This is a genomic window from Brevibacterium sp. Mu109, assembly GCF_900169375.1.
Lineage (GTDB): Bacteria > Actinomycetota > Actinomycetes > Actinomycetales > Brevibacteriaceae > Brevibacterium > Brevibacterium yomogidense_A.
The window spans coordinates 89,753-115,405 of the sequence record NZ_FXZF01000008.1 but is presented as its reverse complement, the minus strand read 5'-3'; the positions used below and the strand labels follow the sequence as shown (position 1 = coordinate 115,405).

Sequence of the window (25,653 nt, the reverse complement as noted above, 5' to 3'; positions counted from 1 at the left end):
GAGAGCGCGACGGCAGATTGCCCGAGCGGCCAAAGGGAGCTGACTGTAAATCAGCCGGCACAGCCTTCGAAGGTTCGAATCCTTCATCTGCCACCGAAGACGGCCCGTCACCAGCGGAAACGCTGACGACGGGCCGTCTTCGTTAGTCTGCGGGCCCTCGGCGATCCAGGGTGAGAGGTCTCGACCCAGTTTGCGAGGTTATATGCCACGGTCCAGCTGTCGAGGTTATAGGTCTCGATCCAGCTATCGAGTGAGTGCAAAGCGGCCCCATCACCCGTGTGAGGGGGCCGCTTTGCACTCACTCGACGAGATGCCGGTTGGCTCCGGTTGGCTCGGGGCAGAACTACCTGGGGCAGAACTCCCTGTGGCAGAACCCCCGACGGCAGAACACCTCCCCCGGACGGCAGAGCATCTCCCATCGGCATGCACAGCGTGACGGGACGGACACATGTCTGTCCGTCCGACAGGGCGTGCGGACAGTAGCCTGATCGCATGCGCTCTCCCGTACGCTCCTACCTGCTGAGTCTGCACGAGTCAGTCAGCGGCGCCGATCCCTTCGCCGACCACCGCCTCTCCCGCCTGCGGACGGCGGCCGCACCGGAACCCGAATCCGATCCCAACGTCCTCTACGGCGCGGATCCCACCCGTATCGGGATAGCGATGACGACTGCGGACGGCCACACCTATGGGGTGGGCGACTCGGAGGTCGAGTTCTCCATCCAGTCGATCTCGAAGGTCTTCGTCTACGCCCTCGCACTCATGGACTCCGGATTCGACGTCGTCGATTCGAAGATCGACGTGGAGCCGTCGGGCAGCGCCTACAACGACATCTCGTCGGAGTCCGGCAGCGGCCGCCCCAAGAATCCGCTCATCAACATCGGTGCGATCGCAGCCGCATCGCTCGTGCGGCCCGCACCGGGGGAGACGGTCTTCTCCCGGGTCCTCGCGACGATGTCGGCCTGCGCCGGCCGCGAGCTCCGCCTGGATGAGGACGTGCTCGCGGCCGATCTGCGCGACGGCGCCCACAATCGGGGCCTGTCCTGGTTCCTGTCGTCCTGGGGCATCATCGACGGTGACCCGACGACGGCGTTCGAGGACTACACACGGCAGTGCGCCGTGACCGTCACCGCTGTGGACCTGTCCGTCATGGCCGCGACCTTCGCCAACCTGGGCGTCAACCCGCTCACCGATGAGCGCGTCTTCACGGAAGAGGTCGTCGAGCGAGTCCTGTCCGTCATGACGACGTGCGGGATGTACGACGACTCCGGCGACTGGGTGGCCACCGTCGGACTGCCCGCGAAGAGCGGAGTGGGCGGCGGCATCATCTCCGTCCTGCCCGGTCAGCTGGGCATCGCGACGTTCTCCCCGCCGCTCGACCAGCACGGCAACAGCGCGAAGGGCATCATCGTGCACGAGGAGATGTCGGAGGACCTGGGACTCCACTTCGTGCGCGCGGCGACCGTCGGACGCTCCTCCATCCGCTCCCACGTGACCGTCGACTACTCGAACTCCACCGTGCGCCGCCCGGCAGAGGCGGACGCCGTGCTCGCGGAGCACGGGGACCATGCCCACCTCATCGAGCTGGTGGGTGACCTCCAGTTCAGCGGCTTCGAGGCGGTCGCACGACTGATCGGCGATCTCGAGGACCCGCTGTGCGTCGTCCTGGACTTCACGAAGGTCGACGACCTCTCCCGCGTCACGATCGCCAGCCTCCACCGGCTGGCCAGGGCGATGTCCGAGGCGGGCATCGCCCTGGCCGTCGTCGACGCCGACGGTCTGCTCGCGGAGCACGTCGAGGCGATGGGGATCAGGTCCTTCGCGTACCGGTATGCCGCGCTGTCCTGGGCGGAGGACATCGTCCTGCGCCGGTACGGCGACGAATCCTGCTTCTACGACCCCGAATACACCCACGCGCCCATGCTGGACTCCCTCGAGGCGCAGCACCGGGCGGTCATCCTCGACCACCTGGTGAAGCAGAGGCATCGCAAGGGAGAGGTGATCAGGGCCATCGGCGCCGACTTCGACGGGATCCGCTTCATGCGGGCCGGCGAGGTCTGCACGTACAGTGCCGACGGTGACCTGCTGGCTGTGCTGCGGGCAGGCACCACCTTCGGCGAGTTCGCGCTGAACCCGGACGGGGGCCAGCCGTTCGATATGATCGCGACGAGCGCGACCACCCTCGACTTCCTGCCCGCAGACGCGATCGACCGGATCGGCATCGAGGATCCGGCAGCGGCAGCGGCCCTGTGGCGCAGCATCACCGTCAACGGGTACACGCGACTGGCTCAGGCAGTCCGAGGAGAGGCGCAGACGCAGTGACGAACGACAGGGTCCGATCCGAGCCCCACCTCAGCTCGTGGGCCGAACGCGTGCGCAACGCGGCGTTCGCCCACGAGGACGTATCCGGCGTGCCCCTCGTGACGGACAGACCGTGGGTCATCGCCCACCGGGGGTATTCGGGCGCGGCGCCGGAGAACACGCTCGCCGCGGTGGACGCGGCGCGCATGGTGGGCGCCGACTGGATCGAGGTCGACCTGCACGTCAGTGGCGACGGCACCCCGACCGTGATCCATGACCAGTCGGTCGATCGGACGACGGACGGCTCCGGTGCCGTCGGCAAGCTGGACGACGACGCGCTCTCCCGGCTGGATGCGGGTTCGTGGGCGGGTCCGGGCTTCGCCGGCCAGCGGCTGCCGAAGCTCGACACGCTCCTCAAGGACGTGTCCACGAAGGGCGGCCGGCTGCTGCTGGAGCTCAAGGGGGAGTGGTCGCCGGGCGCGGTGGCATCCGTTGCGGGCTCGATCATCGACGAGGGCATGGCGGACCGCACCGTGGTCCAGAGCTTCTCCGTGGCCACGCTCGCGTTCCTGCGCGACATCGCCCCGCTCGTGGAGCGCTGCCTCCTGCGCACCGTGCCGCGCGAGGACGACCTGGCCGTTGTCGACGACCTGCAGGCGCTCGCGTACAACCCGTCCGTCCGCGGCTTCTTCATGCGGCGGGGGGTCGCCGACCAGTTCCTGGACGCCGGGTTCGGGATGTTCGTCTGGACCGTCGACGATCCCAGCTCCTGGGAGAAGCTCTTCGGCGCGGGCGTCCACGGCATCATCACCAACCTGCCGGCGACGCTCCAGGGCTATCTCGCGGCGAAGTACGAACCGGTGTGAGCGGCCGACGGCGCACTCTCCGACGCACCCGCCCGACCTCGCTGGTCGCGGCGGGTGCTTTCGTCGCCATCTGCGGCCTCGGGCTCGGACCGGTGGCCGTCCCCGCCGCCGCCGTGCCGGACACGGGCACTGCAGCCTCCGCCGAAGCCTCCGCCGAAGCCGCTGCCGAGGCTGTCGCACCTGCCGCCGTCACCTCACCCGAGGCCGCGGCGCCGGCCGCGGACGAAGACACCGCTGCCCCGTCCCCGGAGATCCGCGATGAGTACCGCGCGGCGGTGGCGGACTACCTCCACGAGACAGTCGCAGGGGCGTGGCAGGACGACGCCGTCGCCGTCGCCCCGGAGGCGGTCCAGCTGTGGGACGCCCGGCAGCGCGACATGATCGATCCGCGGATCGCGGCGCTCGAGGACGATGGCTGGACCGTGCGCATCGCCGTTCTGCCGGCCATCATGTTCCCCTACGCGATGGACAGCGGAACGGGGGAGAACATGGCGGGCCTCCAGCGGGGACTCGGCCGGATCGCAGAAGAGGACCCGCACCCGCAGACCGTCTATGTGCTGGCCCAGGGCTCGACGGCGCACTTCAGCGTCTACGCGGACGGACGGCTGGAGTCCGAGCTCACGCAGACGCACGCCACGGGTCCGCCGTATGTGAACTCGGAGGTCACCGCTGCGGGGGTCTCCTACACTCTGCGTGCGGTGGCCGCGGACCCCCACGAGCCGGAGCTGCTCGAGGAGGAGACGTCCGCCGTCGGCTGGACGGGGGTCCGGTATCGGGCGCTGTCGATGGAGCAGGGCGACACCGGTTCGCTCATCATGACGGCGGCCTTCCTCGCTGGAGGCGTGGTGGGGCTGGTGCTCCTGGTCCTCGCCCTGCTCGTCCTCCTGCCGCGCCGGTCAGGACCGCTCGCCCGGATCTTCGGCACGCGGATCGACCTGGTGCACGAGACCTCGGCACTCGTGTCGCTGCGGGAGCGGGCGACGCACTCCCGCCGGAAGCTGACCCGGGCGAAGCGCCTCTCCTCGTCGCAGGAGACCGCTCTCGGCAGGCTCCCCGCCCCGGACGAGACGTACTCGCCGCTCGTGTGGGCAGGCTGGAACGCACTCGCGGACGAACTGGAGGGCGACGGCAGGGGACACTGCTTCTTCCGCCCGGATCTCCCGGCGGACGACGAGGAGAGCACGGAGATCCTCGGAGCCCTCACCGTCGTCCCCGTGTCCGGCCTCTCCGCAGAGCGGATCGAGAAGGGCCGCGCTCCGTCGTACCTGAGCCGCTCCGGCATCGATCGGGGGAAGCCGTACTGGACGCGCGCCTCGTCGCCGTGGGCGGCGAGCGGCTACGGCGCCTTCGGCTCACTGAGCGAGGCCATCGCAGCGATGCCGGCGGACTGGGAGCCGGCGCGAGGTGCGGCCCGTGTGGAGCGTGCGGTGGAGTCCGCGCGCACCGCCTCGCCGTCGTCGCGCGCGGGCGCCTCGCCGTGGGCACGGACGGCACTGCTGGGGATCGCGGCCATCGCCGCGCTCGTCGCGGGCATCGTGGGCGGGCTGCACGACGCAGACCAGATGGAGAAGGTGTATTCGGCGGAGCTCGGCGCACCCGGGTCGCTGGTCGCCGATCCGGCCGCGGCGCAGGAGCAGGTGATCGCGGAGCTCGTGGCGGACTCTGCCGACGGTCCCGCGGTCACGCCGCTGTCCCGCGCAGGCCTCGTCGGGGTGGGACTCGCTGACATCGGCGACGCCGCGGACTCCGTGGCCGACGAGCTGGGCCGTGAGGTCCGGGTCATCGGTCTGGACTCCGCGACGACCGGCGTGGTCGATTCCGCCGACACCGAGGATCTCATCGCGGACGCCCTGCCGGACGGCGCGCTGGCGGTGGTCCTCGACTACCGCAGTGCGGAGCTCGTGGCGGCGGGGATCCGGGACGACTATCGGGGAGGCTCGCCGGAGCGTCCGCAGTTCGACGCGGATGCCACGGTGACCGACGAGGCGCTGGGACAGCTGAGGTGGGCGTCCCAGGTCTCGTGGATCCCCGACGATGGAGTCAGCGGAGGGCTCAGTGACTCGGACGACGAGGACGAGGCGGAGTTCATGCCGGCTCCGGACACCGCAGAGTGGGAGAACCGCACCTGGGTGCGCACACTGATGGGCGCGATCGGCGCCGCGCTCGCGGTGATCGTCGTCGGCGTGCTCTGCCGTGGCCTGGTCGTCGACCGGACGGACCCGACCGCGAAGGCGAAGAAGAGATCGGGCTCCGGCACGCGGAAGCGTGCCGCAGGCGGGAGCGGCCGGACGTCCGGGAAGCAGAAGAGGAGCAGACGATGACACGGCTGGCGATGAGGGTGGCGGGGACGGCAGTGGTGCTCGGAGTGGCCGGCGGCGGTCTGGCCGCCGGTGCCGCCTCGGCGACGCCGGTGACGGGAGCTTCGGTGACGGCGACCTCAGTGTTGGGGACCTCGGCCGCGGTCGTCCTCTCCGCCGCCGGTGGCACGGACGACTCCGGATCCCTGCTGGGCACGGTCCAGACGTATGCGACGCAGCTCGAGGAGGAGTCGCTGATCGCGGACGAGGGGTCGGTGGATCTCTACGGCGGTGGGTTCGAGGAGCTGCGGGAGCTCCAGGACGAGGCCGAGGTGCCCACCTACATCGTCTTCGACTCGGCACTGGACTTCCAGCAGGACACGACTGTGGCGCAGCTGCTCGCGGACGTGCTGCCGGGTGAGGAGTTCGTCGTCATGGTGGTGGGCGAGGGCGGATACATGCCGGCGGTCGAGGTGGTCGCGCCTGACGAGGACCGCACCCGCCTGCTGGAGTCGCAGTTCTATTCGACGTCGATGTCAGGGGCGCGGTCCGATTCGGTGCTGGTGCAGCTGCGGACCGGACTGGAGCGGCTGCAGGACCCGGAGCCCGTGACGAATGTGTCCTCCGGCGACAACAGCACGTGGCGCTGGATCCAGTACCAGATCACCGTGTACCCGATGCGGTCCTTCGTGATCGCAGTCGGGCTGATCGCCGTCGTGGCGGCCGCGCTGTGGTTCTTCATCCCGCGTGGGGCGAAGAGGAAGCGCTACCGGATCCCCAAGGCGGTCGCGCGCGCAGCCGCCGCGGCGGATCGCGGAGCCATGCGCAGGGCGCTGGGCGACGATGCGCTCGATGTCGTCGAGCGGCTGGAGAAGCTCCAGACCGACGGCATCGACAGGGAGACCGCCGATCTCGTGGAGCACGGCCTCGACGCCTACGGACAGGCGCGCAGGATCGCAGACGACGCAGATTCGCAGGAGGACGACCTCGCCGGCGCGATGGTGCTCATGGGGATCGCGGAGTCCGCGGTGTCGCGTGCGGAGGCCTCCATCGGCTCCGGCCGGAAGGGCGACCGGGGGCGGTTCCGCCTGGGTGCGCGGAAGACCGGTGGCGGGGCCCCGTCGCAGGAGCTGTGCAGCATCGACCCCCGGCACGGTCAGGCGAAGAAGACGATCGATGCGGACGTCGCAGGGCGGGAGGGCACGATCACCCTTCCCGCGTGTGCGAAATGCGTCCACGATGCGGGGAACGACAACCCGCTGCAGTGGCTCTCCGTCGCCGGGAAGCCCTATGTCCTGAGGGACACCGTGTGGGCCAGCACCCTGTACGGCGGGACGCAGGAGGACCTGGTCGACGCGGTCGTGGAAGCGCGGGTGAAAGGGTGAATGCGGGGTCTGTCACACTGGCGGATTCCGGCTTTGCAAACGGTCTGGCGCCTGTGTAGAGTTACCACTCGTTGCCCCAATAGCTCAGTCGGCAGAGCGTTTCCATGGTAAGGAAAAGGTCAAGGGTTCGATTCCCTTTTGGGGCTCTCGTGGGCTCCGCGCAGTCTGCGTGTGGCGGGGTAGCTCAGGTGGTTAGAGCGCACGACTCATAATCGTGAGGTCGGGGGATCGAGCCCCCCTCCCGCTACAGCAGAAGAACCCCTCACCGGACAGGATCCGGTGAGGGGTTCTTCTCGTCTGCGGGGCACTGTGGGCACGCCCGCTTCGAATGAGTGCAATCCGGCCTCGTTCGGCGCAGTTGTGGACCAGTTCGCACTCAATGGATGTGAGGGGGCCGAGAGCGCAGCGGCTGACAGCGCGACGCGTGACAATCCGAGCGAGGCGCGGAGAAGGGAGACCATGGCGGACTACGAGGAGCGCGAAGACGAAGCCGCGGAGATCGCAGCACGGCTGTCGCGCGAGCTCACGGAGCGCGGTCTCACCGTCGCGGTCGCGGAATCGCTGACCGGCGGGAAGATCGCGAACCAGCTTGCGGCCGCACCGAACTCCTCGGAGTGGTTCGCGGGAGCGATCGTCTGCTATTGGTCAGAGGTCAAGCATCTGGTGCTCGACGTCGCTCCCGGCCCGGTCGTCTCCGAAGACGCCGTGACGGTGATGGCCCGCAACTTCGCCGCGTTGCTCGGCACGTCCGCGAGCATCGCCGCCTCCGGTGCCGGCGGACCCGACTCGCTGGAGGGACAGGCGCCCGGCACCACGTGGATCGCCGTGTCCGTGCGCGGTGAGGTCCACACGGAGCTCCACCGCTTCTCAGGCGACCCGATCGACGTGCTCGCCCAGACCGAGAAGGCCGCGCTTCTCCTGCTGGAGCGCGAGGCCGCGAAGCTCGACTGAGTACGACCCGGCCCCGTTCGGGCTGCCGTTGGTCCAGTTCGCACTCACTGGATGTGGGGCGCCGTGCGTCGCAGTGCGGGTGTGCGATGACATCTGGGCTACGATGAGCCGCACACGGGAGCTTGGCGGATCCAGGCTGAGAGGAGGGCGTCGAGCCCTCGACCGTCGAACCTGAACCGGATAATGCCGGCGCAAGGGAGACTCTTCACCCGTGCCGTTTGTCGTACGAAAGGCACTGCGCGATGACGCATTCACAGACGCACACCCATTCGACCGAGCCCGCCCCTGCCCGCGCGGCGGCCCACGCACCCACCCGCTTCCGGTGGAGGACCCTCGACATCGTGATCGCGGCCGTCCTGGGCGTGGTCATCGGACTGCTCTTCACCTTCTGGAACTTCGCGGGCTACGCCGGTTTCATGGCGCTCGACGCACTCACACCGGGCTTCGGCGGCCTCGTCGCCGGCGTCTGGCTGCTGGGCGGCGTCCTGGGCGGCCTGATCATCCGCAAGCCGGGAGCGGCACTCTTCGTCGAGCTGCTCGCCGCCGTCGTCTCGATGCTCCTGGGCAGCCAGTGGGCCGTGGAGACCGTGTACTCCGGCATCGCACAGGGCCTGGGCGCTGAGCTGATCCTCCTCCTGGGCCGCTACCGCCGGTTCGGCGTGGGCACAGCCGTCCTCGCCGGGATCGGCGCAGCACTCTTCGCGTGGACGCTGGAGCTGTTCCTCTCCGGCAACATCGAGATGAGCACCCAGTTCCTCGTCATCTACCTGGTGAGCCTCGTCGTGTCCGGCGCGGTGCTCGCGGGCCTGACCGGGTGGGCGCTCACGCGGGCGCTCGCCCGCACCGGCGCCCTGGATCGATTCGCCGCCGGACGAGAGGTGAGGGGGCTCGCGTGAGCGCGCCCGGCACCTCCCGTCCCGCACGCATCGTCGCCTCCGGGTGGGGCTGGCGGCACGCATCCCGTCGTCACCCCGCCGTCGCCGGACTGGACCTGGTCATCGAACCGGGCGAGCGCGTTCTGCTGCTGGGCCCGTCCGGGGCCGGCAAGTCCACGCTGCTGGCGGGGCTCGCAGGGATCCTGGGCGACACCGAGGACGGGGTGGAGACCGGCGCGCTCACCCTCGACGGAGTCCCCGCCGCCCACCAGCGGGGGCGCGCGGGACTGGTCCTCCAGGACCCGGAGGCGAACACGATCCTCCCCGTGCTGGGCGATGACGTCGCCTTCGGCTGCGAGAACCTCGCCGTGCCGCGGGACGAGATCTGGCGACGCGTCACCCGGTCACTGGACGCCGTGGGCCTCCGCCATCCCCTCGACCGGCCGACCGCGCACCTGTCCGGGGGAGAGCGCCAGCGACTCGCGATCGCCGGCGTGCTCGCGATGAGCCCGGGCCTCCTCCTGCTGGACGAGCCGACCGCGAACCTCGACCACGACGGTGCGGCCGAGGTCCGCCGGGCGGTCGCGCAGACCTCCACGACGCTCGTCGTCGTCGACCACCGCGTCGATGAATGGCTGGGCCTCGTCGACCGCGTCGTCGTCCTCGAACCGGCCGGCGGGCTCATCGCGGACGGTCCGCCGGACGCGGTCTTCGCCCGCGCAGGCTCCGCGCTCGAGGCCGCAGGCGTGTGGGTGCCCGGCTCCCGTCCGCACGTGCCGCGGACGCCACCGCTGCCGAGGCCCTCGTCACCCGACCAGCCGCCCCCGCGGTCTCCGGTCGGGCCGGGTCCGCTGTCGCCCGCCTCGCCGAGCCCGGCGGATCCCCCGCTCCTCACGGCGGCTGGTGTCGCCGTGGGCCACGGAGGCAGCGCTGTGCGGGAGGACCTCGACCTCGAGGTGCGGGCAGGGGAGTCGCTCGTCGTCACCGGCCCGAACGGGGTCGGGAAGACGACCTTCGCCTTCGCGCTCGCCGGTCTCACCGCACCGCTGGCAGGAGAGGTCAGAGCGTCTGCGCAGCTCGCCCGCGGGACCCGCTCTCCGCACCCCCACCGGTGGAGGGCCAGGCAGCTCCTCACGCGGATCGGCACCGTCTTCCAGCGACCCGAGCACCAGTTCGTCACCCGCAGCGTGCGCGAGGAACTCGCCGTCGGACCCCGACTGGTCCGCGCCCGGGAGCAGAGCGCGCTCGTCGATGAGCTCCTCGAGCGCCTGCGCCTCACGCACCTGGCACAGGCCCACCCCTACACGCTCTCCGGCGGCGAGCAGCGTCGCCTGTCGGTCGCGACCGTGCTCGCCACCGCGCCGCGCGTCCTCGTCCTCGACGAGCCGACCTTCGGGCAGGACCGCACGACCTGGACGGAGCTGGCGGGGCTCGTCGCGGCCCATGTCGACGCGGGCGGTGCAGCGGTGTCCGTCACCCACGACGAGGACTACGTCCGCGTCCTGGGCGACCGGCGATTCCATCTGGAGGCGGCCCCGCTGGAGTCGCAGTCTGCCGCACAGGAGGTGCGAGCATGACGGGAGTGAACCCGCTGGCACTCTGCGTCGCCGCCGTGCTGTACTCGCTGCCCCTGCTCACCAGCGTCGACATCGTGAGCGCAGGCGCCGCGCTGGGAATCTGGCTGGTGCTCTTCACCGCACTGGGCATCACCCCGGCGACGATCGTGAAGCGCACGTGGCCCCTGCTTCTGGCCGCACCGCTCAGCGGGCTGAGCATGCTCCTCTACGCGGAACCGGGCGGGACGGTGCACCTCACGTGGTGGCTGGTGACGGTGAGCGACAACTCGATCGAGCTCGCGCTCGCCATCACCGTGCGCGTGCTGGCGATCGGGGTGCCCACTCTCGTCGCGCTCGTCGGCATCGACCCCACCCGCCTCGCAGATGCGCTCGCCCAGATCGCCCGCCTGCCGGCCCGGTTCGTCCTGGGCGCGCTCGCCGCCGTCCGCCTGGCCGGGGTGCTGGCCGCCGACCACCGGTCGCTGGCACAGGCACGCCGCGCCCGAGGCCTGTCGGACACCCGCTCGCCGGCAGGCGGTCTCGCCCTGGCCTTCGCACTGCTCGTCACGGCGATGCGGCGCGGGACTATGCTCGCGACCGCGATGGAGGCACGCGCCTTCGGCAGCGGCGAGCGCACGTGGGCCAGGGAATCCCGGCTCACCCGGCGTGACGCGGTCGTCGTCGCGGCCGCGCTGGGCGTCGCGCTGGCCGCGGTGGGCCTCGCCCTGGCGACCGGGACGTTCAGACTCGTCGGCTCCGGCGGGGGCGCATGACGCGGGCGGGTCCAGGGGCGGAGCCGCGACCGGAACCGGATGCGCGACCGGAGCATCCGACGGATGCGGACGGGCCGTCGTCCCGGGAGGCTCCGGTGGGCCGACTGATCCTGGTGGACGGCACCTCGGGCGCGGGGAAGACGACGCTGGCGGAGTCTCTCGCGCAGACGGACGGTGCGCGACTCGTCCACATGGACGACCTCTACGCGGGCTGGGACGGACTCGCCCACGCGACGGCGACCCTCGAGCGGATCCTCACGGAACGTGCGCGGGGCGTCAGCCCGCGGTGGCGGCGCTGGGACTGGCACACCTCCGACTGGGGTGCGGAGGACTCGACGGCGTGGACCTCGGCGCTCGTCGTGGAGGGCTGCGGCAGCGTCACCGCGGTGACGGCGCGCCTGGCCGACCGCGTGCTCTGGCTGGACGGCCCCGAACCCGTGCGCCGCGCCCGGATCCTCGCGCGCGACGGCGACGACTCATGGTGGGAGGACTGGCGACGGCAGGAGGCTGCGCACCGCATCCGCCACCGCCCCGACCTGCTGGCGACCGAACACCGGAAGCCCTCGCTAGACTGGCCTCCGACCTGACCATCCAGGCGCGTCGATCCAGGCCGCAGCGCCGGAAGCGAGGAGGCACACGTGTCAGTCAACACAGACCTGCAGGGAGCCCAGTACTCCCTCGAGGCTCCGTTCGAAGTGGGACGCGAGGCGATCGCCGAGTTCGCCCGCTCCGTGGGCGCGACGAATCCCGCGCACGTCGATCCGGCCGCGGCGAAGGAGCTGGGATACGCGGACGTCATCGCCCCCACCACGTTCGCGGTCATCCCCTCGCAGCGCTGCGAGGCCCTCTTCATCTCCAGCCCGGACGCGGGCATCGACTACTCCCGCGTGGTCCACGGCCAGGAGCAGTTCACCTACACGCGTCCGATCGTCGCCGGTGACCGCCTCGCAGCGACCACGCACGTCGACGGTCTGCGCGAATCCGGCGGCAACGCGATGATCACCACGCGCACCGAGCTCACGGATGCGGACACCGGCGACGCCGTCGTCACCGTCACGTCGACCATCGTCGTCCGCGGCGAGAAGTGAGGAGACCAGACATGACGAACACCACCAGGCCCGCCCTCGCCTCGCTCGAGGCCGGCCAGACCGTCATCGACACGACGATCCCCGTGTCCCGCGCGGACCTCATCGCGTACGCGGCGGCGTCCGGCGATCACAACCACATCCACTGGAACGAGCGGTACGCCCGGGAGGTGGGCCTGCCGAACGTCATCGCGCACGGCATGCTCACCATGGGCTCCGTCGTCGCGCGGGTCACGGACTGGGCCGGCGACCCCGGGGCGGTCGTCGACGCCCGCACGCGCTTCACCTCGATGGTCGCAGTCCCCGACGCGGAGTCCGGTGTGCCCAGCACACCCACAGCCGAGCTCGCGCTCACCGCGACCGTCGGCGCGATCGATGCGGAGTCGGGCATCGTCCGCCTCGACCTCACGGTGCATGCCGCGGACGAGGCCGTCCTGGGCCGGACCCAGGTGAAGGTCCGCCTGGCGTGAGGCTCTCCGACCTCACGACGCTGCGCGTGGGCGGTCCGGTCGCGGATCTCCGCGAGGTCCGCTCGCGCGCGGACCTCGCGGACTTCGTGCGCGAGCACCCGCTCACGGCCGACGTGCCGGACGAGGGGGAGGCGCCGGTCTCGCCGGACGTCCTGTTCGTCGCCGGCGGGTCGAACCTGCTGATCGCGGACGAGGGCTTCGCCGGACCGGTGTGCCTGATCCGCACGCGGGGGATCGAATGGGGCGGACCGGACGCAGAGGGACGCATCCGCGTGACCGCTGAGGCGGGGGAGGACTGGGACGGCTTCGTCGCGGCGACCGTGGCCCGTGGGCTGTCCGGTCTCGAGGCGCTGTCCGGCATCCCCGGGTCCGTCGGCGCCACACCCGTCCAGAACGTCGGAGCGTACGGCGCGGAGGTCGCGGACAGTCTCGTCGAGGTCCGCGCGCTCGACCGGGCCACCGGCGAGGAGACGGTCCTGCTCCCCGCGGACATGGGCTTCGGCTACCGCACCTCGCTGCTGAAGCGCAGCGCGGGCGAGCTGGGTGCAGTCCGCTACGTCGTCCTGGCGGTGACGTTCGCGCTCGCCGCGGCGGACGGCGCCGAGGCCCCCACCGCACCGGTGCGCTACACGCAGCTCGCCCGGGCGCTGGGCGTGGACCTGGGCGACCGCGTGCCGATCGACGAAGTGCGGGCCGCGGTGCTCGACCTCCGGGCGTCGAAGGGCATGGTGCTGGACGCCGACGACCACGACACGTGGTCAGCGGGCAGCTTCTTCACGAATCCCATCCTGTCGCTGGTCGACGGCCCCGCCGGCCGCGTGGACGCGACGGCTGTCCTCCCCGCGGACGCTCCGGCATATCCCGTGACCGATCCCGTGACCGGCGCAGCGGACCCGGACGTCGTCAAGACATCCGCCGCGTGGCTCATCGAGCACGCCGGGTTCGGCCGCGGTTTCTCCGTGGGGGAGGGCCGCGCGTCCCTGTCGACGAAGCACACCCTCGCTCTCACGAACCGGGGTGAGGCCACCGCTGCGGATGTCGCGGCGCTCGCCCGCCGCATCCGCGCCGGAGTGGCGGAGCGGTTCGGCATCACCCTGGTCCCCGAACCGAACCTGGTCGGCTTCACCCTGTGAGACGACGGCTGCGTGGAGTGCTCACGCGGCGTCCTCGATGGGCAGGGGCGCTGCGCGGGGCGGTCGTGCTCCTGTGCTGCCTGGTCATCGTCGCCCCCTGGGCGGTGCTCGGGGCGCAGGCCGAATCGACCTTCGGACCGCACGAAGCGGTGTACTCCGTCACCGGCGACTCCGCGATCGATGCGGACCTGGGTCCCCTGGGGAGCGTCGTCGTCCCCGCAGACGGACTCATCCCCTTCGGCCTGGGCGTCCACATCGCGGTGGGGGAGATCCCCGTCGAATCAGGCGTGGGCGGCTCGACCATCGACGCGCTCGGCGGCGACGTCACCGCCTATGCGGCTCTCTTCTCCGATCCCTCCGCCCACGCGCGGACCGTCGTCGTCGCGCTCGCACAGGACAGCGCGGTCCGTGCGGCGGTCGGCGCCCTCGCGCTGTTCGCCCTCATCGTCGGAGTCCGTGCGCTGCTGGGCGCAGTGCCGGGGGCGCAGCGCAGGACCCTCCGCGTGCGGGGCCGTCGCCAGGCGCTGCAGGCGGGAGCAGCCACGACGGGCCTCGCCGTCCTCGCGGGAGCACTGGCGGTGCCGCTGGGGCCGCCCCGGGCCATCGAGTCCGACCCCGTCTTCATCGGGACGCCCCTGGCAGGGGCGGAGGTGACGGGTCGACTGTCCGGGGTGGTGGACGAAGCGGTGCAGGCGGCCACGGACATGCTGCGTGAGAACGATGAGTTCTATGCGGGCGTCCGCACGAATCTGGCCGGCGCCTGGCCGCTGCGCCCGGCCAGCACGCGCCTGGGGCCCGGGCCCATGGGCGGACTGGGCACGGCGGGGGACACGGATCTCGCCACCGTCGTCTGGACCAGCGACATCCACTGCCAGACGGGCATGTCGCGGGTCATCGGCGATGTCGTGCGCTGGTCGGACGCGGACCTCCACATCGACGGCGGGGACATCACGATGACGGGGACGGACGCGGAGAACATCTGCGTCGACTCCCTCGACCAGGCGCTGCCGAACGACGTGCCCAGTGTGTTCGTCACGGGCAACCACGACTCCCTCGACACCGCGGGGCGAGCCCGCGAACTGGGGTGGACCGTCATGGAGGGCGAACCCGTGGAGGTCGCGGGGCTCACCCTGTTCGGCGCGGGGGATCCTCGACGCACGGTCTTCCCCTCCGGCGACGTCCTGGAGACCGGCGAGACGACGGAGGAGTTCACCGCGCGGATGGCCGCCGATGCCTGCCGTGCGGACGCGGGACTCCTCCTCATCCACGACCCCCGCCACGCGGAGCCCGCACTGGCGTCCGGCTGTGCCGACTACGGCCTGCACGGGCACTGGCACCGCCGGGTGCCACCGGAGCGGTACGGGGAGGGCGTGCGCACGGTGGGCTCGACGACCGGCGGTGCCCTGGCGGATGCGCTGACGCCGGGTCCGCTCAAGATGGGCGCTGAGATGAGCATCATGCGAATCGACCGGACGACGGGCGCGCCCGTCGACGTGCAGTACGTGAGCGTCGGCATGGACGCGAGCGTGGAGTTCTCCGACTGGGTGCCGTTCCCCGGACCGGCGCCGGCGATCGTCGTCGACCCGACGGACGAGGACGCCGACGATGCACCGGTCGACGAGGGCGACGCCGCGTGATCCCCGCGCGGTTCGACGCGGATACTCGGGACCATGTATGCTCGATCCTCGGCGGTGAGTCACTCATCGCCGAAGGGGTGTGGCGCAATCGGTAGCGCAACGGTCTCCAAAACCGTAGGTTGCAGGTTCGAGTCCTGTCACCCCTGCTCAGTCAGGCCGACCCCAACGGGGCCGGTGACGGAAGCCGAGGAATGAGTGAGGTCGCGTGGCTGATACTCCCAGCGCCGTAGAGGGGAAGAAGCCCGGACTCTTCGGGCGGATCCTCCGTTTCATCCGCGAGATCATCGCGGAGCTGAAGAAGGTCGTCACGCCGACCCGCAAAGAGCTCATCAACTACACGCTGGTCGTGCTCGCGTTCGTCGTGATCATGATGTTGCTCGTCACGGGTCTCGACTTCGTCTTCGGGCAGCTCGCCGGCTGGGTCTTCGCCGGTACGACACCCATCTGATCCGGTCGGTCCGATCCGGTCGGTCGCAGGCCCCGCGGCCCAGTGCTTCACCCTGAACTCTCACTACGCATCGAATGAGGAGACACCACGTGTCGGAGACAACACCGGAAGAGCTGAACCCCGAGCTCGATGGGGCGGATGCCTCCACTGAGCCCGCGGCAGACGCCGCATCCGCCGGTGAGGTCGACGCGACCCCGACAGAGGCGGAGTCGACCGACGAGGGCTCGACCCCGGCGGAACCCGCCGCCGGCGAGTCCGCGGACGTCTCCGACGATGACTCTTCCGAGGCTGCGGGCCAGGATGAGCCCGCGGAGCTCACCGAGGACGACGCGATCGAGGACTTCAAGTCCGATCTGCGCATGCAGGACGGCGACTGGTACGTCATCCACTCCTACGCGGGCTACGAGAACCGCGTGAAGGTGAACATCGAGTCGCGCACGGTGAGCCTCAACATGGAGGAGTTCATCTTCGAGGTCCAGGTCCCGATGGAGGACGTGGTCGAGATCAAGAACGGCCAGCGCAAGCAGGTGCGCCGCGTGCGCGTCCCCGGCTACGTGCTGGTCCGGATGGAGCTCACCGACGAGAGCTGGGGCGCAGTGCGCCACACTCCCGGCGTCACCGGCTTCGTGGGCAATGCCTACGACCCGGTTCCGCTGACGGTGGACGAGGTCTTCGAGATGCTGCGTCCGATCTTCGACGAGCAGCAGGCGAAGGAGGCCGCGGAGACCGGCCGGGCGCCTGCGGGCAACCGCGGCGACGACTCCGAGTACGTCGTCGAGTTCGAGGTCGGCGAATCCGTGCTCGTCAAGGAGGGGTCCTTCGAGGGCCACCCCGCGACTATCCAGGAGATCCGTCCGGAGAACCAGAAGCTCACGGTCCTCCTGTCGATCTTCGAGCGCGACGTCCCGGTGGAGCTGGGCTTCGACCAGGTGTCGAAGATCTGAGCTTCCCGCACGGGAAGAGCCCCACGGGGCAAGAAGCTTCGCGGCGACTGCCGCGAGACCTGCGGCGATGCGCCGCACACAGAGCATGACTCGGCGTCCGGTGCGCGATTCCCCACAAGGATTCGCGTCCGGGCGTTCAGTCGTGGAATACTAGTGGAGTTTGGCCGTCCCCACATCGGAGGAGCGCGCCGGAACCCGACCCGCGCGAGCGTCGCGCGGGTGACGGAAGAGAAGAGTAAGGACCGAACATGCCTCCCAAGAAGAAGGTCGCCGGTCTGATCAAGCTGCAGATTCAGGCGGGCGCCGCTAACCCGGCACCCCCGATCGGCCCCGCGCTTGGTCAGCACGGCGTCAACATCATGGAGTTCTGCAAGGCGTACAACGCCGCGACGGAATCCCAGCGTGGCAACGTCATCCCCGTGGAGATCACCGTCTACGAGGACCGCTCGTTCACGTTCATCACGAAGACGCCGCCGGCCGCAGAGCTCATCAAGAAGGCCGCGGGCGTGAAGTCCGGCTCCGCGACGCCGCACACGGAGAAGGTGGGACACATCTCCGCCGACCAGGTGCGCGAGATCGCTGAGCTGAAGATGACCGACCTCAACGCGAATGATGCTGAGGCCGCCGCGAAGATCGTGGCCGGCACGGCACGGTCGATGGGCATCACCACCGACGCCTGAGATCTCCGGATCTCACACCACCCCAGTGGCAGGGCCCGCGCGGTCCGCACCACGACTGCTAGGAGAAGAAGAGCAGATGGCAAAGCGCTCAAAGGCCTACGTGGCCGCCGCAGAGAAGATCGCTGCGGATACACAGTACGAACCGGCACAGGCGATCGCCCTGGCCAAGGAGACCTCGGTGTCGAAGTTCGACGGCACCGTCGAAGTCGCCCTGCGCCTGAGCGTCGATCCCCGCAAGGCCGACCAGATGGTGCGCGGCACCGTCAACCTGCCCCACGGCACCGGCAAGACGGCCAAGGTCCTCGTCTTCGCCGCGGGTGACCGTGCTGAGGCAGCCCGCGCTGCAGGTGCCGACTTCGTCGGTTCCGATGACCTGCTGGAGAAGGTGGCCGACGGCTTCACCGACTTCGACGCGGCGGTCGCGACACCGGACATGATGGGCAAGGTCGGACGTCTGGGCAAGGTCCTGGGCCCCCGTGGCCTCATGCCCAACCCGAAGACGGGCACCGTGACGATGGATGTCGCGAAGGCCGTCACGGACATCAAGGGCGGAAAGATCGAGTTCCGAGTGGACAAGCACTCGAACCTGCATTTCATCATCGGCAAGGCGTCGTTCTCGCAGGAGCAGCTGGAGGAGAACTTCAAGGCTGCAGTCGATGAGATCAACCGCATCAAGCCCTCGTCCTCGAAGGGTCGCTACATCTCGAAGGCGACCGTGTCGACGACGAACGGCCCCGGCGTCCCCGTCGATGCCGGCACGCTGCGCGTCTGATGTGATGCCGGTCCCGGTGCATCACCGGACCTGACGAAGGGCGGAAGCTCCCCTGCGGGGGCTTCCGCCCTTCGTCGTCTCCACCTTCTCTGCTGGGTGCTGGCCGCAGTCTCTTCTGCTCATTGCGGGCCGCCGTCTCTTCTGCTGGGTGCTGGCGTCAGTCCGCTGTGCCGAGCGCCAGTCGGTCGGCGATGCGCGAGATGATCGCACCGATGACGAGCGATCCTCCGACTGCGATGGCGACCGATGCCCACATCGGCAGGGGAATCCACCGGGATGTGAGCCACCCGAAGGCGAGCGAGTAGGCGGTCCAGATCGCCCCCGCCGCGGCCGTGAGCCCCAGCCACTGGCGGACGTCGACGCGTTCCCCACCGGAGATCAGCGCGATGAGGGTGCGCCCCAGCGGGATGAACCGGGCGATCACCGCGAAGAGGAGCCCCCGCTCTGCGAGCCTGGACGACAGGCGGTCGATGCGATCCTGATTCGACGGGGACCGGAGCAGGGGCCACTGGGTGAATCCGCTGCGCATCCCCAGCAGGTACATGACGTGGTCTCCCACGATGGACCCGAGCGACCCGGCCAGGAGCAGCAGTGCGAGGTCGGGTGCCCCGGAATGCGCGTTCACCGCGCCCAGAGCGACGATGAGCGCGCTGGAGGGGATGGGCGGCACGGCGGCGGACACCGCGATGAAGAACCCGAAGACCGGGTAGAGCCACGGGGAGCCGACCAGGCCGATGACGTAGTCCTGCATATCCTGCACTGCCCCAGCCTAGACTCCCCGTGCCAGGATCGGCACGCGAGCGGGGCCCGGGCGCGTGGACGGTCTTCTAGGATCATGGCATGACCACGAGTTCAGGCGGCGCCCGCGATTGGCGCGATCCCACGCTGTCGGCATCGGAGATCGCAGATCTCTTCGTGCGGGTGCACGGCGACGCGCTGCGGGAGACGGGTGCTGTGCTGTCTGTCCCGGGGGCGCAGGACCTCGTCGCCGCCGGGTTCATCGATCGCGCTGTCGCGGCGCTGGAACGGGTGGGGGAGGAGTCGGACGGGGTCCGCTGCCTGGCGGTCTTCAGCCCGCCCGTCGTGCGTGAGGACGACGAGGACCCGTACTTCTACTCGCAGACGGTGCGCGAGGCCGAGCAGGAGATCGCCGTGCGGCTCAGCGACGACATGTTCCCGCTGGTGATCTCGTTCTTCGACGTCTCCGGTTCCTCACCGACCCCGTCCGTCTACGCAGTGGGCGAGTCCGGCGTGAGCGACACGCTCCCGGGGAACCGTGTGGGGCCCGGCGGCGGCTCCGGCTGGCCGGAGGACTTCGGGGACGACTTCCGCGTGAACCCTGAGCCAGCGGTCGATCTGGCGTCTCGCTGGGGTGCGGACTGGCTGGGCCGAGGGGCTCGTCCGAACCCGCAGGACTACGAGGCATCAGGCTTCGAGAACGGTGACATCACGAAGTACCTGGAGACTCACGAGCCCGGGGGTGCGGATGCGATCGTCGCCGCCAGCGTGCTGGGCTTCGGCGGCATCGGCGTGTACTGGTATCTCTCCCGCCGCACACGACTCATCGAGCAGGAGGCTCAGCGCGGCGCAGAGATGGCCCCGACGCGTGTTCCCCTGAGCATCGTCGAGCGGCTTCCGGAGCTGCTGGAGGCGCCGACCCCTGCAGTGGACCCGCAGCGCGCGACGTCATCGGCAGGACTGGACTGGGCGCTCGCGCTGCGCGACGCGGGGGACGACTGCGCGATCCTCGCGGAGCGGATCCGTGCCCGGCTGCCTGACGGCTCAGTGAAGACGCGGACCGTGACGTCGCGGATGGTCGATGACGCGGTGCCCCCGGTCGAGGCCGCGGCGCTCGTCGTCCTCCGCGCAGAGGTCGAGTCGCGCGAGCGGATGTGGGAGCGGCACCTCCAGGACGGTCTGGAACCCGACCCCGCACGCCTGCCGCGCTTCTGCGCCTTCAACCCGTTCCACGGGCAGACGACGCTCACCGCCTCCGTGCAGGGGGCCTCGGCGTCGGTCGACGTGCCCGCATGCACAGCCTGCCGCGACGCTCTGGGGCGCGATGAGGCGCCCGATGCGCTCAGGGTGCTGTCCGACGGACGGGTCCGCGGGTACACCGACGTGCACGACGACTATGCGACGAGCATGTTCGGAGCCGTGCGGCCGCTGGGCCCGATCGTGACCGGACTCCCCGACTCCCAGCCGGTCGGCAGACGGGACGGGAGGGGCGATGTCGTCCGCGGCTGTCTGTCGCTGCTCGTCATGCCGGTGCTCATCCTCCTGCTCGCCGCGATCATCGGCGCGAGCGTGTCGATACTGCTGGCCGGATGGGAGCCGGAGCGCTTCTTCACCGAGGCCGAGCTGGCCCAGCGGGCAGCGGAGGCCGGCCCCACTGTGCTGGGCTATCCGATCCTCAACGCGCTGCGCGGTGCAGGGATCGGTGCCGTCGGAGCCCTGTTCTTCGCCGGGTTGGCAGCCGCCATCGTCACAGCGTTCCGTTCGAGCGGGGACGGCAGCGGCACCGGGTCGGACGCGGACGGAACGGGTTCGGCCGGGAGCAGCGGATTCGACCCGAATCGACCCAGCGAACTCAAGAACCCCGCAGTCCAGCAGAACATCCTGCGTCTGCGGGACGGCACGCAGTGAGCGCGAGCGCAGGGGTCCTCGCCGAGACGATCGCTGAGCACCTCTCAGAGTCGTCCGTCTACGTCGACCCCGCGGCCGCGTCGCGGATCCCCGATGTCACGCTCGAGCAGGTGACCGCGAAGGCGGAGGCGCTGCCGTATGACACCTACGTCCTCATCGTGGGCGATGACGTCGACCGCAGCGATCTGGGCGAGCTCGTGCACGAGCGCACCGGGCAGGACGGGCTCTACCTGGTCGCATCCCCTCGCGGAACCCTCGACGCGCACATCGCGCATGACGGATCGGAAGCACTCGACGGGGTCCGCGAGGTCATAAGTGCCCACCAGGGCCCGGGAACGGGCTACGAGGGGGTGCGACTGCTCGTCGAGACGCTCGATGAGCTGGGTGCGGAGGGCGCGGTGCCGGATGCTGACACAGATGCGGACCTCGGAGCCGGAGCCGACGCAGGCGCGGACTCGCCGGGGGAGACCGGTTCCACCGGCACCTCGATCCAGGAGGAGCCCGGCGCGGGCGGCGCTCCGCTGGGAGGGCTGAGCCCGGACGTGCTGATCCTGCTGCTCCTGATCGTCGGGATCGCGGCGGCATTCATCGGGACACGACTGCTGAACGCGGGTCTGCGGAAGCGGACGCTCGCGCGACGGCAGCGCTTCTCCCGGATCCCGGCGGATCTGCTGCTGAGCGCGGCGCGCATGCAGCGGCAGAGCATCCGCCGCACGCTCGCGGAGGACACCCTCCACCTGTCGGCCGACCTGGTCGCGTTGGACACCGATGACCTCACCGAGGAGCAGGCCGGCCTCGTGCGCCACGGCATGGACGCGTACACCTACGCCGGACGGCTGGTCGATGCGGGGGATGCGACGCGGGCGGACCTCGCAGGGGTCCTGGTCCTGCTGACGATCGTCGCGGACGACCTCGCGCAGGTGCAGGGCGCGGATCCGCAGGAGCGTGACTCGCTGTGCTCCGTCGACCCCACGCATGGTCAGGCACGTGCGAGGCGGGTGCACGAGCGGGGGGATGCGCACGGTGCCGCGGGGGCTGGGTCCGAGGCTGGAATTGTGATTGGCGCTGGGGCTGGGACTGAGTCTGGGACTGGAGCGGGCGCTGTCGGGAGCGCCGGTCGAGGGTCGCCGGTGTGTGCTCGCTGCGACGATGACTTGGCCGCCGGTCGGCGGCCCCGCTGGCTCCTCGACCGGGGGAAGCCCTATTCGGAGCGGGACACGGTCTGGGCCCGCACCCGGTTCGGCACCGGAGGCGGCGACCTCGTGGAGCTCGTGAAGGACGAGCTCGCCGCGCGCCGGTAGGAGAGCAGAGTTCGCTGCGGGCCGGTAGGATGAGGGCCCCGGCGCAGACGACGCTTTGACGTCACCACCGGAAGTCTGTAGTGTTACCGATTGCCCAAGACCGTCGGTCTCTGCGGTGCCTGTCCTCATCACGGGGAGAGCGCCAGCGGACGAAGACTCTTCAGTGAGTGACCCGCGCAGGTGAGAACTTCGACAGCGAGCATGCGTGCACGCTGGAATCCGAGCGTCTCATGCCTGCGCATGGGACGCTTTTTCTGTGGGTCGGGATGCACCGACATCAACGAAAGGAATGCCATGGCGAGGCCCGACAAGGCAGCCGCGGTCGCGGAGATCAAGCAGGAGCTTGAGTCCTCGAACGCCGCATTGCTGACCGAGTACCGCGGGCTCACCGTTGCGCAGATGAAGGATCTGCGCAGGTCGCTTGGTGAGCACGCCACCTACGCCGTGGTGAAGAACACTCTCACCGCCATCGCTGCCAAAGAAGCAGGGATCGACGCCTTCGAAGGACAGCTTGCCGGACCCACGGCAATCGCGTTCGTCAAGGGCGAGCCCTCTGAGGCCGCGAAGGCGCTGCGTGACTTCGCCAAGGCGAATCCCCAGCTCGTCATCAAGGCGGGAGTCCTCGAGGGCTCCGCGCTGACCGCTGAGGACATCACCACGCTCGCCGATCTGGAATCCCGCGAGGTGCTGCTTGCGAAGGCAGCCGGTGCCATGAAGGCAGGTCTGTACCAGGCCGCCTACCTGTTCACCGCCCCGCTGGTCAAGACCGTGCGAACAGTCGACGCTCTGCGCGAGAAGAACGGCGGTGCCGAAGAGGCACCGGCCGCAGACGCCTGAGCCAGACACCCCGAACACCCCCACTGGCCGGAGCACCACTCCCGGTCGCGAATGGAAGGAACAGCCACCATGGCTAAGCTCACACCCGCAGAGCTCATCGAGGGCTTCAAGGAGCTCTCCCTCATCGAGCTGTCGGACTTCGTCAAGCAGTTCGAGGAGACCTTCGAGGTCGAGGCAGCGGCTCCGGTCGCAGCTGCTGCAGCTCCGGCAGCCGGCGGCGCCGGCGGCGGCGAGGCTGCTGAAGAGCAGACCGAATTCGACGTCGTGCTCGAAGCCGCAGGCGAGAAGAAGGTCCCGGTCATCAAGGAGGTCCGTGGACTCACGTCGCTCGGACTGAAGGAAGCCAAGGACCTCGTCGACTCCGCTCCGAAGGCTGTCCTCGAGGGCGTCGACAAGGACGCTGCCGAGAAGGCCAAGGAGACACTCGAGGCTGCAGGCGCGACCGTCACCGTCAAGTGATGTCGCCCGTGTGAGCCACCGCGCGCGGCGGCTCACACGGAGCTTCGCATCGAACGGCCCCCGACCCACTCAGTGGGACGGGGGCCGTTCTGCATCCGTCGAGGCGGTGGGACGGTGGTGCCCTGATGCGGTCCGATGGCCCGATGCGGTCCGAGGCACGACGCGTCAGAGGATCCGTGTGACGCCGACTCCGGATGATGGGTCGACGCGTGCGGTCGGTGCCGGGGCGGCATCGCCCGCGAGGGCTCCCACGAGGCGGGTCGGCAGCGTCGAGGCGTCGTCGGCCTCGGCGGCGTGCAACAGGTCATCGCGCTGGGTCTCGACGAAGGCGCGACCGACCGGGCTGCCGTGGCCGGGCACGAACACGTCGACGTCGGGCAGCGCGAGGAGCGATTCGAGCGAGCGCGCCCACGCGAGCGGGGTCGCATCGAGGCCCACCTGCGGCGGCGCCCCCTCCTCGACGAGGTCGCCGCAGACGACGATCGGTCCGGCGCGGACCACGAGGTCCGTGTCCGTGTGCCCGGTCATGTGCAGGAACTCGACTCGGTGGGCCTCGATGCGGTGAGCCTCGACCCGGTGGGCAGTACCGCCTCCAGGCGCCGACTCCGCTCCGGATGCCTCATCGGCGCGTCGTGCGCCCAGGTCGAGGATCTCGCCGTCCGCGACGGCGCGGGTCGGGACGACCAGCGCGTCGGGGGAGGGGAGATCGAGGACGTGCTCGCTCGCCTCCGCGTGCTGCAGCCATGCGGACCCGGGGGAGTCGCGCACGAAGGCGGGCGACGCGAGGAATTCGGCGACCCCGGCCTCGGCGAATGTCGGGTTGCCGAAGAAGTGGTCCCAGTGGTCGTGGGTGTTCGCGACGATGAGGGGCAGATCGGTCAGGTCGCGGACCGCTGAGAGGATCCTCCCGGCCTGGTCGGGGCCGGAACCGGTGTCGACCAGCAGCGCGCGGTCGGAGCCGGTGATCAGCACGCAGGTGAGTCGGGCGGGATCGGAGACGAGGACGTGCACGGTGGCGGACATGCCCGCCATTCTCACAGATCCGTAGACTGGGCGTGTGATCCACAGCATCTCCATGATCCGCTCGATCGATCTCCCGGCCGACGAAGCCGCACACGTGGACTTCCACGAGCGGCTCGCAGCCGTGGGGCTGGCTGCGATGAGCGATCGTCTGGGGATCCCCGAGCTCGCGACGACCGCAGAGCGCCGGCGCAGCGAATGGACGCACGACGCGACCCGTGTCTGCGAGGCGGCGATCGCACTGGATGCGACCGGGCGTGCTGTGGGCGCGTGGGTGGTCGAGGTCCCGGTCCGGGAAAACACCGACACCGCCTACGTGCAGGTCCTCGATCCGCCGCTGGTCGCAGTCGCCGAGGCGGATGCCCTGCATGCGGCCCTGCTCGCGGACGCGCTCGCGGCAGTGCGACGGCACGGTCGGCACGTGGTGTTCACGCATGAAGTCCTGACGGAGGTCGTCGGAGATCCTCTCTCACCGCTGGTCCTGCGTCAGGACGGCGATCGGACTCTCGACGAGGGCGCGCACTTCACCGTGGTCGACCATCCGCCGGCGGGGTCGACCATTCCAGTGCGGTCGCGCAGCGGAACGGTGTCGCAGTCGGACCGCAGTGTGCGACGGATGACGGCCGCGGGCTTCGCCCCCGTGCAGATCGAGAGGTTCTCCGTCCTCGCGCTCATGTCGCCCGGAGGCGGCGGTGCCGCCCCTCCGGGCTCGCGAGTGGTCAGCTGGGTGGACGGTGCGCCGAAGGAGTGGGCCGCGCAGCTTGCGGACCTCTACTCCGTCTTCGAGGCGACCGTTCCCACCGGGGGCGCGTCCTTCGAGCCGGAGACGTGGGACGTGGCCAGGCTCCGGGAAGCGGAGGCGACCGCCCGTGCCTCCGACGTCGTGCGGGTCGTCAGTGCGATCGCAGAGGGGCGACGACTCCTCGCCTTCACCCTGTTCGAGCAGACCCCCGGCAGTCCGGTCGTCTTCCAGGAGCACACGGTCGTGCGCCCGGAGGCCAGGGGGCGGGGGCTCGCAGTCGCGGTGAAGAGGGCCAACGCGGCGCACCTGCGCGCCGTCTCTCCCGATGCTGAGACCGTCTGCACGTGGAACGCCGTGGAGAATACCGCGATGATCGCGGTGAACACGGCGGCCGGATTCCGTCCGCGGGCCTTCTCCGTCCTGTGGGAGCTGCGTCTCGAGGCGTGAGGGTTCGAGGCGTGAGGGGACGAGGCGTGAG

General features: G+C 70.2%; 24 protein-coding genes, 4 tRNA genes and 1 riboswitch. Of the genes, 26 read left to right on the top strand and 2 right to left on the bottom strand.

Annotation, left to right across the window (positions count from 1 at the left end; translation table 11 throughout):
- Positions 1–11 precede the first annotated feature (11 nt).
- The 21 genes from BSP109_RS06795 to rplA all read left to right on the top strand — a co-directional run bounded on the left by BSP109_RS06795 (position 12) and on the right by rplA (position 18,170).
- A tRNA-Tyr gene (locus BSP109_RS06795) sits at positions 12–93 on the top strand.
- A gap of 399 nt (positions 94–492) precedes the next feature.
- Positions 493–2,319, top strand: a complete 1,827-nt coding sequence (gene glsA / locus BSP109_RS06790) for a glutaminase A (protein ID WP_101599789.1) — start codon at positions 493–495, stop codon at positions 2,317–2,319.
- Positions 2,316–3,164, top strand: a complete 849-nt coding sequence (locus BSP109_RS06785; protein ID WP_256970323.1) for a glycerophosphodiester phosphodiesterase family protein — start codon at positions 2,316–2,318, stop codon at positions 3,162–3,164. Before glsA ends, BSP109_RS06785 begins: the two co-directional genes overlap by 4 nt.
- Positions 3,161–5,485: a hypothetical protein gene (locus BSP109_RS06780; protein ID WP_101599788.1), complete on the top strand. Its 2,325-nt coding sequence runs from the start codon at positions 3,161–3,163 to the stop codon at positions 5,483–5,485. Before BSP109_RS06785 ends, BSP109_RS06780 begins: the two co-directional genes overlap by 4 nt.
- Positions 5,482–6,846 (top strand): hypothetical protein, encoded by a 1,365-nt coding sequence (locus BSP109_RS06775; RefSeq protein WP_101599787.1) that lies wholly within the window; start codon positions 5,482–5,484, stop codon positions 6,844–6,846. The genes BSP109_RS06780 and BSP109_RS06775 overlap by 4 nt, the downstream gene beginning before the upstream one ends.
- Before the next feature lie 73 nt (positions 6,847–6,919).
- Positions 6,920–6,992 (top strand) — tRNA-Thr (locus BSP109_RS06770).
- 27 nt (positions 6,993–7,019) lie between these two features.
- Positions 7,020–7,093, top strand: a tRNA-Met gene (locus BSP109_RS06765).
- A gap of 212 nt (positions 7,094–7,305) precedes the next feature.
- Positions 7,306–7,797 carry a CinA family protein gene (locus tag BSP109_RS06760; protein ID WP_101599804.1) on the top strand — a complete coding sequence of 164 codons (492 nt, stop codon included), beginning with the start codon at positions 7,306–7,308 and terminating at the stop codon, positions 7,795–7,797.
- Between the two features lie 104 nt (positions 7,798–7,901).
- Positions 7,902–8,013, top strand: a riboswitch (TPP riboswitch).
- Between the two features lie 26 nt (positions 8,014–8,039).
- The gene (locus BSP109_RS06755; RefSeq protein WP_087007578.1) at positions 8,040–8,693 is read left to right on the top strand and encodes an ECF transporter S component; all 654 of its coding nucleotides are present in this window, start codon (positions 8,040–8,042) and stop codon (positions 8,691–8,693) included.
- Positions 8,690–10,249 carry an ABC transporter ATP-binding protein gene (locus BSP109_RS06750; protein WP_101599786.1) on the top strand — a complete coding sequence of 520 codons (1,560 nt, stop codon included), beginning with the start codon at positions 8,690–8,692 and terminating at the stop codon, positions 10,247–10,249. Before BSP109_RS06755 ends, BSP109_RS06750 begins: the two co-directional genes overlap by 4 nt.
- Positions 10,246–11,001 carry an energy-coupling factor transporter transmembrane protein EcfT gene (locus BSP109_RS06745; RefSeq protein ID WP_087007582.1) on the top strand — a complete coding sequence of 252 codons (756 nt, stop codon included), beginning with the start codon at positions 10,246–10,248 and terminating at the stop codon, positions 10,999–11,001. Before BSP109_RS06750 ends, BSP109_RS06745 begins: the two co-directional genes overlap by 4 nt.
- A 95-nt stretch (positions 11,002–11,096) precedes the next feature.
- Positions 11,097–11,588: a hypothetical protein gene (locus BSP109_RS06740; RefSeq protein WP_087007584.1), complete on the top strand. Its 492-nt coding sequence runs from the start codon at positions 11,097–11,099 to the stop codon at positions 11,586–11,588.
- 51 nt (positions 11,589–11,639) lie between these two features.
- A complete protein-coding gene (locus BSP109_RS06735; RefSeq protein WP_087007586.1) occupies positions 11,640–12,089 on the top strand; it encodes a MaoC family dehydratase N-terminal domain-containing protein in 450 nt (149 codons plus the stop codon).
- 11 nt (positions 12,090–12,100) lie between these two features.
- Positions 12,101–12,556: a MaoC/PaaZ C-terminal domain-containing protein gene (locus BSP109_RS06730; protein WP_087007588.1), complete on the top strand. Its 456-nt coding sequence runs from the start codon at positions 12,101–12,103 to the stop codon at positions 12,554–12,556.
- On the top strand, positions 12,553–13,689 hold the full coding sequence (locus BSP109_RS06725; protein ID WP_087007590.1) for a UDP-N-acetylmuramate dehydrogenase: 1,137 nt from the start codon (positions 12,553–12,555) through the stop codon (positions 13,687–13,689). Before BSP109_RS06730 ends, BSP109_RS06725 begins: the two co-directional genes overlap by 4 nt.
- On the top strand, positions 13,686–15,326 hold the full coding sequence (locus BSP109_RS06720; protein ID WP_256970324.1) for a metallophosphoesterase: 1,641 nt from the start codon (positions 13,686–13,688) through the stop codon (positions 15,324–15,326). The genes BSP109_RS06725 and BSP109_RS06720 overlap by 4 nt, the downstream gene beginning before the upstream one ends.
- 73 nt (positions 15,327–15,399) lie before the next feature.
- Positions 15,400–15,472 (top strand) — tRNA-Trp (locus BSP109_RS06715).
- A 59-nt stretch (positions 15,473–15,531) separates the two neighbouring features.
- Positions 15,532–15,774, top strand: coding sequence for a preprotein translocase subunit SecE (gene secE, locus BSP109_RS06710; RefSeq protein ID WP_087007591.1), 243 nt, complete (start codon positions 15,532–15,534; stop codon positions 15,772–15,774).
- An 89-nt stretch (positions 15,775–15,863) separates the two neighbouring features.
- Complete coding sequence (gene nusG, locus BSP109_RS06705) at positions 15,864–16,718, top strand: transcription termination/antitermination protein NusG (protein ID WP_256970325.1); 855 nt, start codon at positions 15,864–15,866, stop codon at positions 16,716–16,718.
- 248 nt (positions 16,719–16,966) lie between these two features.
- Positions 16,967–17,398, top strand: a complete 432-nt coding sequence (gene rplK / locus BSP109_RS06700) for a 50S ribosomal protein L11 (RefSeq protein WP_087007595.1) — start codon at positions 16,967–16,969, stop codon at positions 17,396–17,398.
- 76 nt (positions 17,399–17,474) lie between these two features.
- Positions 17,475–18,170, top strand: a complete 696-nt coding sequence (rplA, locus tag BSP109_RS06695) for a 50S ribosomal protein L1 (protein WP_087007597.1) — start codon at positions 17,475–17,477, stop codon at positions 18,168–18,170.
- 157 nt (positions 18,171–18,327) lie between these two features.
- Here the strand turns inward: rplA and BSP109_RS06690 are convergent, their stop codons facing one another.
- A complete protein-coding gene (locus tag BSP109_RS06690) occupies positions 18,328–18,921 on the bottom strand; it encodes a DedA family protein (RefSeq protein ID WP_087007599.1) in 594 nt (197 codons plus the stop codon).
- Between the two features lie 89 nt (positions 18,922–19,010).
- On the opposite strand from BSP109_RS06690, the gene BSP109_RS06685 reads away from it, so the two are divergent.
- The 4 genes from BSP109_RS06685 (at position 19,011) to rplL (ending at position 23,413) form a co-directional block, all read left to right on the top strand.
- Positions 19,011–20,816, top strand: a complete 1,806-nt coding sequence (locus BSP109_RS06685) for a hypothetical protein (protein WP_101599785.1) — start codon at positions 19,011–19,013, stop codon at positions 20,814–20,816.
- Entirely contained in the window at positions 20,813–22,117 is a 1,305-nt protein-coding gene (locus tag BSP109_RS06680; RefSeq protein WP_101599784.1) for a hypothetical protein, read from the top strand. The genes BSP109_RS06685 and BSP109_RS06680 overlap by 4 nt, the downstream gene beginning before the upstream one ends.
- Positions 22,118–22,411: 294 nt before the next feature.
- Positions 22,412–22,954, top strand: a complete 543-nt coding sequence (gene rplJ / locus BSP109_RS06675) for a 50S ribosomal protein L10 (RefSeq protein ID WP_087007605.1) — start codon at positions 22,412–22,414, stop codon at positions 22,952–22,954.
- A 69-nt stretch (positions 22,955–23,023) separates the two neighbouring features.
- Positions 23,024–23,413 (top strand): 50S ribosomal protein L7/L12, encoded by a 390-nt coding sequence (gene rplL / locus BSP109_RS06670; protein ID WP_087007606.1) that lies wholly within the window; start codon positions 23,024–23,026, stop codon positions 23,411–23,413.
- Positions 23,414–23,578: 165 nt separating this feature from the next.
- Here rplL and BSP109_RS06665 read toward each other — a convergent pair whose 3' ends face one another.
- A complete protein-coding gene (locus tag BSP109_RS06665) occupies positions 23,579–24,436 on the bottom strand; it encodes an MBL fold metallo-hydrolase (protein WP_180959637.1) in 858 nt (285 codons plus the stop codon).
- 34 nt (positions 24,437–24,470) lie between these two features.
- On the opposite strand from BSP109_RS06665, the gene BSP109_RS06660 reads away from it, so the two are divergent.
- Positions 24,471–25,622, top strand: coding sequence for a GNAT family N-acetyltransferase (locus BSP109_RS06660; RefSeq protein WP_146001095.1), 1,152 nt, complete (start codon positions 24,471–24,473; stop codon positions 25,620–25,622).
- Positions 25,623–25,653: the final 31 nt, after the last annotated feature.